This is a genomic window from Pseudonocardia sp. ICBG1034 (assembly GCF_020131375.1).
Taxonomy (GTDB): Bacteria; Actinomycetota; Actinomycetes; order Mycobacteriales; family Pseudonocardiaceae; genus Pseudonocardia; species Pseudonocardia alni.
In genome coordinates this window covers 2,776,848-2,790,849 of sequence record NZ_JAHLEK010000015.1, presented here as the reverse complement: position 1 = coordinate 2,790,849, position 14,002 = coordinate 2,776,848, and the positions used below count along the sequence as shown (strand labels likewise).

Here is a 14,002-nt window from a genome sequence, read left to right as displayed (position 1 = left end):
CGAGCTGCGCTCAGACGCCGGTGAGCGCGAGCTCGGCCTCGACGGCCGCCTCGAGGCGCTCCTTGAGCTCCGGCAGCGTGATCTTGTTCAGGACCTCGCCGAAGAACCCGCGGACGACCAGGCGACGCGCCTGGTCCTCGGGGATGCCGCGGCTGCGCAGGTAGAACAGCTGCTCGTCGTCGAACCGGCCGGTGGCGCTGGCGTGGCCCGCGCTCACGATCTCGCCGGTCTCGATCTCCAGGTTGGGCACGGAGTCGGCGCGGCAGTGCTCGGTGAGCACCAGGTTCCGGTTGAACTCGAAGGTCTCGGTGTTCTCGGCGGCGGCCCGGATCAGCACGTCGCCGATCCACACCACGTGCGAGGAGTCCTTCGTCAGGCTCTGCAGCGCGTTCTTGTAGAGCACGTTGGACTTGCAGTTCGGCACCGCGTGGTCCACCAGCAGCCGCTGCTCGAGGTGCTGGCCGGCGTCGGTGAAGCCGAGCCCGACGAGCTCGGCGTCGCCGCCGGGGCCGGCGTAGCGCACGGTCGAGGAGACCCGGACCAGGTCGCCGCCCAGCTGGACCGTGGTGGCCCGCAGGGTGGCGTCGCGCCCGATCGAGTAGTGCTCGGCGCCCACGTGCACGGCGTCGTCGGCCCACTCCTCGGTCACGACCAGCGTGAGCTGCGAGCCGTCCCCCAGGACGACCTCGGTGTTGTCGGCCAGCACGCCCGACCCCCGGTGCACCACGACGACCGTGGCCTGCGTGTGCGGGGTGGTGCGGATGTGCAGGTGGCCGGCCGCCGTGACGCCCTCACCGGGGCCGTCCACGGTGACGGTCACCGGGTCGAGCTTCTCCCCGTCCAGGGTGACCAGGGTGGCCTCGCCGAACCCGGACCAGGCCGCGGCGGCGACCCGGTCGAACGGGACACCGCCCTCGCCGATCCGGGCGTCGTCGCGGCCGACCTTCTCGACGGTCACCCCGGCGGCCTCGGTGACCGAGACCGGCGCGGTGCCCTCGAACGCGGCACTGCCGTCGTGCAGGCCCTTGAGCCGGCGCAGCGGGGTGAACCGCCAGTTCTCCTCGCGGCCACCGGGTACCTCGAACGCCTCCACGTCGAAGGACTGGAAGCGCTCGCCGGCCGAGGCGATCGGGACCTCGCCCTGCCCCTCCTTGGCGCCCTTCAGCTCGGGCGCGAGGCCGGCAACGTCACTCGTCGTCATCCGACGGAACCCTCCATCTGCAGCTCGATCAGCCGGTTCAGCTCCAGCGCGTACTCCATCGGCAGCTCGCGCGCGATGGGCTCGACGAACCCGCGCACGACCATGGCCATGGCCTCGTCCTCGGTCAGACCGCGGCTCATCAGGTAGAAGAGCTGGTCGTCCGAGACCTTGGAGACGGTGGCCTCGTGCCCCATCGACACGTCGTCGTTGCGGATGTCGACGTAGGGGTAGGTGTCCGAGCGCGAGATCGTGTCGACCAGCAGCGCGTCGCACTTCACCGTCGAGCGGGAGTTGCGCGCCCGCGGGTTGACCTGGATCAGGCCGCGGTAGGACGTACGTCCGCCCCCGCGCGCCACCGACTTCGACACGATCGTCGAGGAGGTGTTGGGCGCGAGGTGGACCATCTTGGCGCCGGCGTCCTGGTGCTGGCCCTCGCCCGCGAACGCGATCGAGAGGACCTCGCCCTTGGCGTGCTCGCCCATCAGCCACACGGCCGGGTACTTCATGGTCACCTTGGAGCCGAGGTTGCCGTCGACCCACTCCATGGTCGCGCCCTCCTCGGCCTTGGCGCGCTTGGTGACCAGGTTGTAGACGTTGTTCGACCAGTTCTGGATCGTGGTGTAGCGGCAGCGGCCGCCCTTCTTGACCACGATCTCGACGACGGCCGAGTGCAGCGAGTCGGTCTTGTAGATCGGCGCGGTGCAGCCCTCGACGTAGTGCACGTAGGCACCCTCGTCGACGATGATCAGCGTCCGCTCGAACTGGCCCATGTTCTCGGTGTTGATCCGGAAGTAGGCCTGCAGCGGGATGTCGACGTGCACGCCCGGCGGCACGTAGATGAACGAGCCACCGGACCAGACCGCGGAGTTCAGGGCGGAGAACTTGTTGTCACCGGACGGGATGACCGAGCCGAAGTACTCCCGGAACAGCTCCGGGTGCTCCTTCAGCGCGGTGTCGGTGTCCAGGAAGATGACGCCCTGCTGCTCGAGGTCCTCGCGGATCGAGTGGTAGACGACCTCGGACTCGTACTGCGCTGCGACACCGGAGACCAGGCGGGCCTTCTCGGCCTCCGGGATCCCCAGCTTGTCGTAGGTGTTCTTGATGTCCTCGGGCAGGTCGTCCCAGGTGGCGGCCTGCTTCTCCGAGGAGCGCACGAAGTACTTGATGTTGTCGAAGTCGATCCCGGACAGGTCGGAGCCCCAGCGCGGCATCGGCTTCTTGCCGAAGATGTCGAGCGCCTTCTGCCGGAACTCCAGCATCCACTCGGGCTCGCTCTTCAGGCGGGAGATGTCGGCGACGACCTCGGAGGACAGGCCACGCTTCGCGATGGAGCCCGCCTCGTCGGAGTCGGCCCAGCCGAAGTCGTACCGGCCGAGCGCCGCGATCGTCTCCTCCTGCGTGAGCTCGGTGCGCACATCAGGAGTGGTCGTCATAAGGACTGCCTCCCTTTCGGGGACCGTGGTGGGAGAGGGTCCCGCCGTCGGCGGGGCCCCCTTCTTCTTGCACCTGCCGCACCTGCGCAGTGGGTCTTCCACTCACGGTGACGGAACGGCCTTGCTTCTTACCTCTCGCCCGCGCGAGGAGTTCGGGATCCTCGAGCGGGACGTGTGTGGTGCACGCGGCGTCGCCGCGGGCGATCGTGGCCAGCCGCTGCACGTGCGTGCCCAGGAGCTCGGCGAAGGCACGCGTCTCGGCCTCGCAGAGTTCCGGGAACTCGGTGGCCACGTGGGCCACCGGGCAGTGGTGCTGGCACAGCTGCACCCCGAAGCCGCCGTGGCGGGCCTGCGCAGCGTAGCCACGGGCGCTGAGCACCCGGGCCAGCGCTTCGACCCGTTCCGCGGGCTCCGCCGGGGCGGTCACCGCGTCGAGGTCGGACCCGAGCAGCTCGCGCACCCGGTGCCGGGCGAAGGCGTCGACCGCCTCCTCCCCCGCCGTCTCGGCGAGGAAGCGCAGTGCCTGGGTGGCCAGGTCGTCGTACCCGTGCCCGAACCGGACCCGGCCCGTGTCGGTGAGCAGGTACTCCCGGGCCGGACGGCCCCGGCCGCGCGGACGGGCGGACCGGGCCGGGGCCCGGACCTCCGCCTCGCCGTCGGCGATCAGCGCGTCGAGGTGCCGGCGCACGGCGGCCTCGGTGAGCTCCAGCTCGGCCGCCACGACGGCGGCCGTGACCGGACCCTGCTCCATGAGCACCCGCGCCACGAGGGCGCGGGTACCCGTCCCGGACCCGGCGGGCACCACGGCGTCGCCGCCGACGCCGTGCCCGCAGGCAGGGTCGTCGAGGCGCCGCGGCGCTGTCCGGTCCGTTTTCACAACATCAGTGTTGCGTATATGGCCCGGCACGGCAAAACAGACCCCCCGCCGTGGTGACCGGGCTCACTCCACCCGCAGGTGAGGGCCGGTACCGGACCCCCCGTGGCCGCACCACTAACCTCTTCTCCCATGGTGACGCCCGAGGTCGCCCCGCCCGGGCGCGACGACCCCCCGACGCGTGCGGCGCCGTCCGATCCCCCCGCCACACCACCGTCGACCGGCCACCGGGCCCGGCGCGGCCTGCGTGAGCAGGCCCGGATCGCGCGGGTCCTCGGCCTGACCGGCGCCCTGCTGATGGGGATCAGCGCGCTGGGTTCCGGGGCGTTCCCGGTGCCGAACCCGCTCAACGGGCTGCGCGTGATCGGGCTGCCCTCGCGCAACGTCACCCTCGCGATCGCCGTCACCTACGCGGGCCTGCTCATGGTGGTCACGGCCTGGCTGTGGATCGCCCGGATGCTCACCACCCGCGGAGCGCACCACCCCGCGCCCGAGCGCCGCGAGCTCGGCCGCACCGCCATCCTGTGGGGGGTGCCGCTGGCGCTGGCGCCGCCGATGTTCTCCAAGGACATCTACAGCTACCTCGCCCAGAGTGCGACGCTCGCCCGCGGGATCGACCCGTACTCGATCGGTCCGGCGCAGGCGCTCGGCATCGACGACCCGCTGGTCCGCGGGATCCCCACGGTCTGGCGCGACACCCCGGCGCCCTACGGCCCGCTGTTCCTCGGCCTCGGCCGCGGGATCACCGCGCTGTCCGGGGAGAACGTGGTGCTCGGCATCCTCGAGCACCGGCTGCTCGCGCTGCTCGGCGTCGCGCTGATGGTGTGGGTGCTGCCCCGGCTGGCCTCCCGGTTCGACCTCGACGCCGGCCTGGTCCTGTGGCTCGGCGCGGCGAACCCGCTGGTGCTGTTCCACATGGTCAGCGGCATCCACAACGAGTCGATCATGCTGCCGCTGCTGCTGCTCGGGCTCTGGGTGATGCTCGGGCGCGACGACACGGTCCAGCCGTGGTGGCGGATCACCGGCGGTGCCGCGCTGGTCGTCGCCGCGGCCTCGGTGAAGCTCCCGGCGCTGCTCGCGCTCGGCTTCGTCGGCGTGTACCTGGTCCGCAGGCGCGGCGGCAGGCTCCTCGACTGGGCCGTGATGACGGCCTGGCTGTCCGCGATCGCCGCGGCCGTGCTCACCTTCTTCAGCCTGGCCACCGGGCTGGGCTTCAACTGGGTGCGCGGGCTGTCCGCACCCAGCGTGCTCATCTCGCCCATGTCGATCAGCACCAACCTGGGGCTGCTCGCCGGGCAGGTCGGCCGGCTCGCCGGGCTCGGCGACCACACCGAGACCACGATGGGCCTGATGCGCAGCCTGTTCGTGCTGCCGATCGCGGTGATCGTGGTCGTGCTGCTGCTCGGCTGCCTGCGCGGGAAGGTCGACCCGGTCACCGGCACGGGCCTCGGGCTCGGCGCCGTCGTGCTGCTCGGCCCGGTCGTGCACCCCTGGTACCTGTTCTGGGCGCTGCTGCCGCTGGTCGTGACCCGGGCGATGCCGTTCTACCGCCGCGGCCTGCTGCTGCTGTCGGTGGTGCTCGCGCTGGCCGTGCCGCCCACCGGCGCCGACTTCTTCTTCCGCGGGTTCCAGCTGCCGCTGGCCATCACCGCGGGCGCCGCCATGTACACCCTCGCGCTGTACGTGGTCGCCCGGCTGATCCGCTCCCCCGGCGGCGACACCGGCGACGCCGGTGACACCAGGGCCCCCGGCGCCACCCGCGCGCCGTCGGACCCGGAGCCCGCCCGGTGAGCGCCGCCCTGGAGATCCGCGGCCTCGTCGTGCGCTACGGGGCCACGACCGCCGTCGACGGGATCGACCTCGACCTCGCCCGCGGCGAGGTGCTGGCCCTGCTCGGCCCGAACGGCGCCGGCAAGTCCTCGACCGTCGAGGTGTGCACCGGGTTCCGGGCACCCTCGGCCGGACGGGTGCGGGTCCTCGGTCACGACCCGGCCGACGAGGCCGTCCGCCCCAGGGTGGGCGTCATGCCGCAGGGCGGCGGCGCCTACCCGGCCGTGCGGACCGGGGAGATGCTGCACCTGGTCGCCGACTGCGCCGCGCACCCGCTCGACGTCGACATGCTCCTCGACGTGCTCGGCCTGCGCCCGCGGGCGGGCACCCCGTACAAGCGGCTGTCCGGCGGGGAGCAGCAGCGCCTGGCGCTGGCCTGCGCCGTCGTGGGGCGCCCGGAGCTGGTGTTCCTCGACGAGCCGACCGCCGGTCTGGACCCGCAGGCCCGCCACCTGGTGTGGGACCTGGTCCGGGCGCTGCGCCGCGACGGCGTCGGGGTGCTGCTGACCACCCACCTGATGGACGAGGCCGAGCAGCTCGCCGACGACGTCGTGATCATCGACCACGGCCGGGTCGTCGCACACGGCTCGCCCGCCCAGCTCACCGCGGGCGACCAGACCGAGCTGCGGTTCCGGGCCCGGCCCGGGATGGACGTCGCCGGTCTCGACGCCCGGCTGCCCGCCGGCTACGCCAGCTGCGAGACCGCCCCCGGCCGCTACCGGGTCCGCGGCCGGATCGACCCGGGCGCACTCGCCGCCATCACCTCGTGGTGCGCCGACCAGGGGGTGCTCGCCGACGACGTCCAGGTCGTGCGCCGCAGCCTGGAGGACGTCTTCCTCGACCTCACCGGACGGGAGCTGCGCTCGTGACGACCCCCTTCCCCGAGGGCCTGTTCACCCCCGCCCCCGGCCGCGGCAACGCGCTGACCATGCTGCGGGCCCAGGGTGGGCTGGAGACCCGGCTCGCGCTGCGCAACGCCGAGCAGGTGCTGCTGACCCTGCTCATCCCGGCGGCCCTGCTCGCCGGGCTCACGCTCGTCCCGGCGGTGCCCGCCCCGGAGCCGCGGGTGGCGTGGCTGTTCGCCTCCATGCTGGCGCTGGCCGTGATGAGCTCGGCGTTCACCAGCCAGGCCATCGCGCTGGGCTTCGACCGCCGCTACGGCGCGCTGCGCAGGCTGGCCGCGACGGCGCTGCCCCGCTGGCTGCTGGTGTGCGGGCGGCTGGCCGCGGTCGCCGCCGTCGTCGTGATCCAGGTGGTGCTGCTCGGCGTGCTGGCGGCGCTGCTGGGGTGGTCCCCGGCCGGTGCCCGGCTCGACGGCGCCGCGCTGGCGGTGCTGCTGGGCGCGGCCGCGTTCGGGGCGCTGGGCATCCTGCTGGGCGGGACGCTGCGCGCGGAGATCGTGCTCGCCGTCGCCAACCTGGTGTGGTTCGCGCTGCTCCTGGCCGGTGGGATCGTCGTGCCGGTCGCGGACCTGCCGGGGCCGCTGGCGGCGCTCGCGCCGTGGCTGCCCTCGGGCGCGCTGGCCGAGGCGCTGCGCTCGGCGCTCGGCGCGGGTGAGTTCCCCGCGGCCGGGCCGCTGCTGGTGCTGACCGGCTGGGCGGTCGTCGCCGGGGTGGCGGCGTCGCGGCTGGTGCGCTGGACCTGAGCCCCGTCTTCTACGATGCGTAGTGTGCTGCTGTCGCGCGTGCCCTCCACACCGCCGGTGCTGATGCGCCGGCTGGCGATCGCGAACCTCGTCGCCCAGATCGGGATCGGGGTGACCGGCTCGGTGGTCCGGGTCACCGGCTCCGGCCTCGGCTGCTCGACCTGGCCGCAGTGCGAGCCGGGCAGCATGATCCCGGTCGACCACGCCGAGATCGCGCCGCTGCACATGTGGATCGAGTTCTCCAACCGGCTGCTCGGCATCCTGGTGGTGCTCACCGCGGGCGCGGCGCTGCTCGGCGCGCTGTACACCCGGCCGCGGCGGCGCCGCCTCACCGGGCTGGCGCTGGCGATGCCGCTCGGCGTCGTCGCGCAGGCCGTCATCGGCGGGATCACCGTGCTGCTCGGGCTGGCCTGGTGGACGGTGATGCTGCACTTCCTGGCCTCCATGGTGCTGGTCTGGTTCGCCGTGCTGCTCGTCGGCGCCGCCGGCGAGGCCGACGGCCCGGTGACCCGCACCGTGCCCGTCGCCGGGCGTGGGCTGGTGCTGTTCTCCACCGCCGTGCTGGGCGTCCTGCTCGTCGCGGGGACCCTGGTCACCGCGGCCGGCCCGCACGGCGGGGACCCGGAGACCCCGCGCCTGGACGTGCCGATCCCCGCGCTCGCGCAGCTGCACGTGGACACGCTGTTCCTCTACCTCGGCACCTTGGTCGGGCTCGGGTTCCTGCTGCACGCGGTGTCCGCCCCGCGTGCGCTGGTGCGCCGGTTCCGGGTGCTCGTCGTGGTCGTCCTCGCCCAGGGCGCGCTCGGCGGGGTCCAGTACGCCCTCGGGGTCCCGGAGCTGCTGGTGTCGCTGCACGTGCTCGGCGCCGGGCTGACCGCCGCCGCGGCCGCCTGGGTGTGGGCCGGTACCGCGACCCGCCCGGCCCCCGTCGACCCCCGCGCCGCCCCGACCGGCGACCCGGCGGGCACCGCCGCGCCCGAGCCCGCCGCCGCGTCGGTCTGAGTCGGTCCGACCGGCCGCTGCACGATCGGGTGACACTCGGGCACTCTGGGGTCATGACCTCCGCATCCCGGTTGCGACGCGGCGGGATCGCCGTGGTCCTCGCGGCCGCCCTCGCCGTCGCCCTCACCGTGTCGCTGTCGGTGGGCCTGCTCGGCACGCGGGCCTCCGCCGCCCCCGAGCTGCCGCCGGTCACCCCGGAGCAGCTCGTCGCCTCGGTCGTCGCGGCGGAGCCGGTCGCGCTGGCCGGCACCGTCGCCGTCGACAACCGGCTGGGGCTGCCCGCCGTGCCGGGACTGCCCTCCGACGGGCTGACCGACGGCACCTCCACCGCACGGGTCTGGTCCGACGGGAAGGGCGACGGCCGCCTCGCCGTCCCCCGCGACGACGGCGAGCGCACCTACGTCCGCGACGGCGCCACGACCTGGGCCTACGACTCCACCGACCGCACCGCGACCCGGTTCCCGAGCCGGGGACACACCCCGGACGCCGACGCCGCGAAGGACCCGGCCGAGGTCGCCAGGACCGTCGTCGCGCGGCTGAGCGCCACCAGCGTGCTGCGGGTCGACGGCACCACCGAGGTCGCCGGCCGCCCCGCCTACACCCTGGTCCTGGCGCCGAAGCCCGGTGAGCGCACCGTGCTGCGCGAGGTCCGCGCCGCCGTCGACGCACAGACCCGGACCCCGCTGGAGCTGACCGTCCTCGGCGCCGGGGCCGACCCGGTGCTGCGGATCGGGTTCGACGACGTCACGTTCGGCCCGCAGGACCCGGCCCTGTTCACCTTCACCCCGCCGCCCGGCGCGACCGTCCGCGACGGCACCGCCGGGACGGTGGAGCAGCCCGGCCCCGGGGGTCCCGGCGGCACGCCCGCACGGGCCGCCGCGCCGACCGTCGTCGGCGACGGCTGGGACACCGTGGTCGTCGGCCGCGTCCCGCAGCGCTCCGGCGACCGGCAGGGCCCGGACCTGTCCGCGCTCGGCACCCCGGTGTCCGGGCCGTGGGGCGCCGGCCGCGAGATCACCACGAACGCGGGCTCGGCGATCCTGACCGACGACGGCCGCGTCGCCGCCGGTGCCGTCGGCCCGGATGTCCTCGGCGAGGCCCTGGCCCGGTGACGACCACCCGCTCCGCCCCCGCCGGCCACGTGGCGGACGGGGCCGCGGACGAGCCGCAGCCGGCCGCCCGCGTCCGGGACCTGCGCAAGGTGTTCGGGCGGGTCACCGCCGTCGACGGCGTGGACCTCGACGTCCCGGCCGGGTCGGTGTTCGGGATGCTCGGCCCCAACGGCTCGGGCAAGACGACGCTGATCCGGATGCTGCTCGGGCTGACCACGCCGACCTCGGGCAGCGTCGAGCTGCTCGGGCTCCCGGTACCGGGCGGGCTCGCCGCGACGCTCCCCGACGTCGGCGCGCTGGTCGAGGGGCCGGGGTTCCACCCGTTCCTGTCCGGGCGGGAGAACCTGCGGCGGGTCGCGGCGACCGAGCCGCGGCTCGCGCCGGGCGAGGTGCGGCCCGCGGTGGAGGCGGCCCTGGAGCGGGTCGGGCTGGCCGCGGCCGCCGGTCGCCGGTTCCGCGGCTACTCCCTCGGGATGAAGCAGCGTCTCGGGCTGGCCGCGGCGCTGCTCGTCCCGCGGCGGCTCGTCGTACTCGACGAACCCACCAACGGCCTCGACCCGGCCGGGACACGGGAGATCCGGGCGATCGTCGCCGAGCTGCGGGCGGGCGGGGCGACGGTGCTGCTGTCGTCGCACCTGCTGTCGGAGGTCGAGGCGGTGTGCACGCACGTGGCCGTGCTCAAGCAGGGCACGCTGCTCGCGGCGGGACCGCTGGACCGGCTGCTCGGCGCCGCCGACGGTGACTGGGAGATCGCGACCACCGACCCGGCGGCGGCGCTGCGGGAGCTCGGGGCCGCGGGCGCCGACGCCCGGGCCGAGGGCGCGGCCGTCGTCCTGGCCGCCGACGCCGACGGGCCGCGGCTGTTCGCCGGCCTCGTCGGGGCCGGGGTGGCGGTGCACGGGCTGGCCCGGCGCCGCGCCGGCCTGGAGGAGCTGTTCACCCGGATCACCGAGGGCGCCGCGTGAGCGCCCCGCCCGCCCCGCCCCGGCCGGTGTCGTGGCGGCGGCTGCTCGGGGCCGAGCTGCGCTGGGTGCTGCGCAGGCCCCGGACCTGGGTGATGGTCGCGCTGCTCGGGGCGGTGCCGGTCCTGATGGCGGTCGGGCTCGTGCTGGCCGACGGGCCGCGCCGCGGCCTGCTCTCGGAGGTCGTCGGCAACGGGCTGACCCTGCCCGTCGCGGCGCTGACCCTGCTGATGGCGCTGCTGCTGCCGCTGGTGGTCACCGTCGCGGCGGCGGACGCGATCGCCGGGGAGGCCCAGCACGGCACCCTGCGCGGGCTGCTGCTGGCCCCGGTGGGGCGGCTGCGGCTGGTCGCGATGAAGGCGTTCGGGGTGCTGGTGGTGGCCGCGGTCGCGGTCACGGTGGTCTGCGTGGTCGGGCTGGTGGCGGGATGGGCGCTGATCGGGCCCCCCGCGGTCGTCGGCGACGGCGGCGCGCTGCTGACGATGTCCGGCTCGGTGCTGGACCTGACGTCGGCCGTCGGCCGGATCGCCCTGGTCGCGCTGTGGACGCTGGGGCAGCTCGCCGCGGTCGGCGCGGTGGCGCTGGCGGTGTCGTCGTTCACCGAGCACCCGCTGGTGGTGCTGTCCTCGGTGCTCGGCGGGATCATCCTGTCCGGGGTGCTCGGCGCGATCCCCGCCCTGGAGCCGATCCGCCCGTTCCTGCTCACCGACGGCTGGTCCGCCGGGGTCGACGTGCTGCGCGACCCGCTGCCGACCCCCGGGCTCGTGTCGAGCACCGGGCTCGCGGCGGGCTGGTTCGCCGCCGCCGCGGTCGTGCTCGTGTCCCGGATGCTCCGCCGCGACGCGTGAGGGCATGATCGGGCCCGTCAGCAGCGGTGAGCGACGAGGAGGACACATGCGTGCGGTACGGGTGAGCGAGCCCGGCGGGTCCGAGGTGCTGGAGGTGGTCGACACCGACGCCCCGGTCCCGGGTGCGGGCGAGGTGCTGGTGGAGGTCGCCGCGGCCGGGGTGAACTTCATCGACACCTACCAGCGCGAGGGCATCTACCCGATGGAGACGCCGTACGTCGCCGGGCTGGAGGGTGCGGGCCGGGTCACCGCGCTGGGCGCGGACGTCGACGGTGTCGCGGTCGGGGACCGCATCGCCTGGGCCAACACCCTGGGCAGCTACGCCGAGCAGGTCGCCGTGCCCTGGGCGAAGGCCGTCCCGGTGCCCGAGGGCGTCGCCGACGACGTCGCGGTCGGTGCGGCGCTGCAGGGCATGACCGCCCACTTCCTGGTCAACGACTGCTTCCCGCTGCACGGCGGGGAGACGATCCTGCTGCACGCCGCCGCCGGTGGCGTCGGGCTGCTGCTCACCCAGCTGGCCGTCGCGAAGGGCGCCCGGGTGATCGCGACGACGTCGACGCCGGAGAAGGCCGAGCTGGCCCGCGGCGCCGGCGCCGCCGAGGTGATCGACTACACGGCCGTCGACGACCTCGCCGCCGCCGTCCGCGACCTCACCGGCGGCGCGGGCGTGCACGCCGCGTTCGACTCGGTCGGGCGCAGCACCTTCGACGCGAGCCTCGCCTCGGTGCGCCCGCGCGGCACACTCGTGCTCTACGGCGCCGCGTCCGGCCCGGTCGAGCCGTTCGACCCGCAGCGGCTCAACGCGGCCGGGTCGCTGTACCTGACCCGCCCGAAGCTGTTCGACTACATCGCCACCACCGACGAGCTGCGCACCCGCGCCGCCGCCGTCTACGGCGACGTCGCCGCGGGCCGCCTCGACGTGCGGATCGGGCACCGCTACGACCTGGCGGACGCCCGTACCGCACACGACGACCTGCAGGGCCGCCGCACCACCGGCAAGGTGCTGCTCGTCCCCTGACGGGTCCGGAACGGGGTCGGTCCGCCGCGCGGCGTGCGGTAGAACCGACGGCGTGACCGACACCCCCTTCCACGACCTCGACGCCTACGTCGCGCTCCCCCGCCTCGGCGGGCTCGCCCTGTCCCCCGACGGCACCCGGCTGGTCACCGGGGTCGCCGAGCTCGACGCCGACGGCACCCGCTACCGGACCGCGCTGTGGGAGGTCGACCCCGCGGGCGAGGCCCCGGCGCGGCGGCTGACCCGGGGCGCGGCCGGCGAGTCCGGGCCGGTCTTCACCCCCCACGGCGACCTGCTGTTCCGGTCGGCCCGCCCGGACCCCGACGCCACCGGGGAGACCGAGCCGCCGACCGCGCTGTGGCGGCTGCCCGCGGCCGGCGGTGAGGCCGGGCCCGCCGGGTCGCGGCCCGGCGGGATCTCCGCGGTCGCCGTCGCCGCCGACGCGGAGACGGTCGTCGTGTCCTCCCCCACGCTGCCCGGCGCGGTGACGACCGACGACGACGAGCAGCGCCGCGCCGCGCGCACCGAGGGCAAGGTCACCGCGATCCTGCACACCGGCTACCCGGTGCGGCACTGGGACCACGACCTCGGCCCGGCCGAGGAACGGCTGCTCCTGGCCCGTCCGGAGGGCACGGACCCGTGGACGGACCTCACGCCGGCACCCGGCCGCGCGCTGGACGAGACCGCGTTCGACGTCTCCCCCGACGGCGGCTCGGTGGTGACCGGCTGGTACCGCGCGCACGGTCACGGCACCTGGCGGCCCGGCCTGGTCGTGGTCGACACCGCGACCGGGGAGCACCGCGACCTGACCGACGACGACGGCCACGAGTACGGCGCGCCCCGGATCAGCCCGGACGGGCGGACCGTCGTCGCCCTGCGCGAACGCGTCTCCACCCCGGAGGTCGCGCCGCGGATCGACCTGGTCCTGGTGCCGCTCGCCGGGGGCGCGCCGCGCCCGGTGGCGCCGGGCTGGGACCGCTGGCCGACCGCGGCCCGCTGGACGCGCGACGGATCGGCGCTGGTGGTGACCGCAGACTCCGACGGCCGCGGCCCGCTGTTCCGGGTCGACCTGGGCGCGACCCCGGAGGACGACACCGTCACCCGGCTCACCGGCGACCACGGCACCTACTCCGACCCGTGCCCGTCGCCGGACGGGCGGTGGGTCTACGCGCTGCGCCACGCCTACGACGCGCCTCCGGCCCCGGTCCGCGTACCCGCCGACGGCCGCGACGCCGACCCCGAGCTCCTGCCCGCCCCCGCCGCGGCGCCCGCGCTGCCGGGCACGCTCACCGAGCTGGAGACCACCGCGGCCGACGGCACCCGGGTCCGGGCCTGGCTGGTCCTGCCCGACGGCGCCGACACCGAGCACCCGGCGCCCCTGCTGCTGTGGATCCACGGCGGCCCACTGGCCAGCTGGAACGCCTGGTCGTGGCGGTGGAACCCGTGGCTGATGGCGGCCCGTGGCTGGGCGGTGCTGCTGCCCGACCCGGCGCTGTCGACCGGCTACGGCCAGGACTTCGTGCAGCGCGGCTGGGGCGCCTGGGGCGACGCGCCGTTCACCGACCTGATGGCCGCCACCGACGCCGCCGTCGCCCGGCCGGAGGTCGACGGCACCCGCACCGCGGCGATGGGCGGCTCCTTCGGCGGCTACATGGCGAACTGGGTGGCCGGGCACACCGACCGGTTCGCCGCGGTCGTCACCCACGCCAGCCTGTGGGCGCTCGACCAGTTCGGGCCGACGACAGACCACGCCGAGTACTGGCTCACCGAGATGACCCCGGCGATGGCGCAGGCCAACAGCCCGCACCACCACGCCGACGCGATCGTCACCCCGATGCTGGTGATCCACGGCGACCGCGACCACCGGGTCCCGATCGGCGAGGGACTGCGGTTGTGGTGGGACCTGGTGTCCCGGCAGGCCGACCCGGAGGCGAACCCGCACCGGTTCCTGTACTTCCCCGACGAGAACCACTGGGTGCTCGCGCCGAACCACGCGAAGGTCTGGTACCGCACGGTGTGGGCGTTCCTGGACCACCACGTGCTGGGCGCGGAGTGGGAGACCCCGCACCTGCTGCGCTGA

General features: G+C 75.1%; 12 protein-coding genes. 9 read left to right on the top strand and 3 right to left on the bottom strand.

Features of this window, described 5'->3' with window-relative positions; all coding sequences use genetic code 11:
- Positions 1-10: 10 nt before the first annotated feature.
- Genes sufD through KPF22_RS14540 form a run of 3 tightly spaced genes read right to left on the bottom strand, consistent with a single transcriptional unit; the run spans position 11 to position 3,439 of the window.
- The gene (gene sufD / locus KPF22_RS14550) at positions 11-1,201 is read right to left on the bottom strand and encodes a Fe-S cluster assembly protein SufD (RefSeq protein ID WP_224402333.1); all 1,191 of its coding nucleotides are present in this window, start codon (positions 1,199-1,201) and stop codon (positions 11-13) included.
- The gene (gene sufB / locus KPF22_RS14545) at positions 1,198-2,634 is read right to left on the bottom strand and encodes a Fe-S cluster assembly protein SufB (RefSeq protein ID WP_062395386.1); all 1,437 of its coding nucleotides are present in this window, start codon (positions 2,632-2,634) and stop codon (positions 1,198-1,200) included. Before sufB ends, sufD begins: the two co-directional genes overlap by 4 nt.
- Positions 2,618-3,439, bottom strand: coding sequence for a transcriptional regulator (locus tag KPF22_RS14540; RefSeq protein ID WP_224402435.1), 822 nt, complete (start codon positions 3,437-3,439; stop codon positions 2,618-2,620). The genes sufB and KPF22_RS14540 overlap by 17 nt, the downstream gene beginning before the upstream one ends.
- Positions 3,440-3,640: 201 nt before the next feature.
- Between KPF22_RS14540 and mptB the strand changes: the two genes are divergently transcribed.
- The 9 genes from mptB to KPF22_RS33145 are packed head-to-tail and all read left to right on the top strand — an operon-like array spanning position 3,641 to position 14,002.
- Positions 3,641-5,299 carry a polyprenol phosphomannose-dependent alpha 1,6 mannosyltransferase MptB gene (gene mptB, locus KPF22_RS14535; protein WP_224402332.1) on the top strand — a complete coding sequence of 553 codons (1,659 nt, stop codon included), beginning with the start codon at positions 3,641-3,643 and terminating at the stop codon, positions 5,297-5,299.
- Positions 5,296-6,207 carry an ABC transporter ATP-binding protein gene (locus tag KPF22_RS14530; RefSeq protein WP_208824391.1) on the top strand — a complete coding sequence of 304 codons (912 nt, stop codon included), beginning with the start codon at positions 5,296-5,298 and terminating at the stop codon, positions 6,205-6,207. The genes mptB and KPF22_RS14530 overlap by 4 nt, the downstream gene beginning before the upstream one ends.
- Entirely contained in the window at positions 6,204-6,983 is a 780-nt protein-coding gene (locus KPF22_RS14525) for an ABC transporter permease (RefSeq protein WP_073574729.1), read from the top strand. The genes KPF22_RS14530 and KPF22_RS14525 overlap by 4 nt, the downstream gene beginning before the upstream one ends.
- A gap of 15 nt (positions 6,984-6,998) precedes the next feature.
- Complete coding sequence (locus KPF22_RS14520; protein ID WP_374107479.1) at positions 6,999-7,985, top strand: heme A synthase; 987 nt, start codon at positions 6,999-7,001, stop codon at positions 7,983-7,985.
- A gap of 53 nt (positions 7,986-8,038) precedes the next feature.
- Positions 8,039-9,097 (top strand): outer membrane lipoprotein carrier protein LolA, encoded by a 1,059-nt coding sequence (locus tag KPF22_RS14515; RefSeq protein WP_208821166.1) that lies wholly within the window; start codon positions 8,039-8,041, stop codon positions 9,095-9,097.
- A complete protein-coding gene (locus KPF22_RS14510; protein ID WP_374107478.1) occupies positions 9,094-10,062 on the top strand; it encodes an ABC transporter ATP-binding protein in 969 nt (322 codons plus the stop codon). Before KPF22_RS14515 ends, KPF22_RS14510 begins: the two co-directional genes overlap by 4 nt.
- Positions 10,059-10,907 carry an ABC transporter permease subunit gene (locus tag KPF22_RS14505; RefSeq protein WP_208821170.1) on the top strand — a complete coding sequence of 283 codons (849 nt, stop codon included), beginning with the start codon at positions 10,059-10,061 and terminating at the stop codon, positions 10,905-10,907. The genes KPF22_RS14510 and KPF22_RS14505 overlap by 4 nt, the downstream gene beginning before the upstream one ends.
- A gap of 46 nt (positions 10,908-10,953) precedes the next feature.
- Positions 10,954-11,925, top strand: a complete 972-nt coding sequence (locus KPF22_RS14500; protein WP_208821172.1) for a quinone oxidoreductase — start codon at positions 10,954-10,956, stop codon at positions 11,923-11,925.
- 52 nt (positions 11,926-11,977) lie between these two features.
- Entirely contained in the window at positions 11,978-14,002 is a 2,025-nt protein-coding gene (locus tag KPF22_RS33145; RefSeq protein WP_308010394.1) for a prolyl oligopeptidase family serine peptidase, read from the top strand.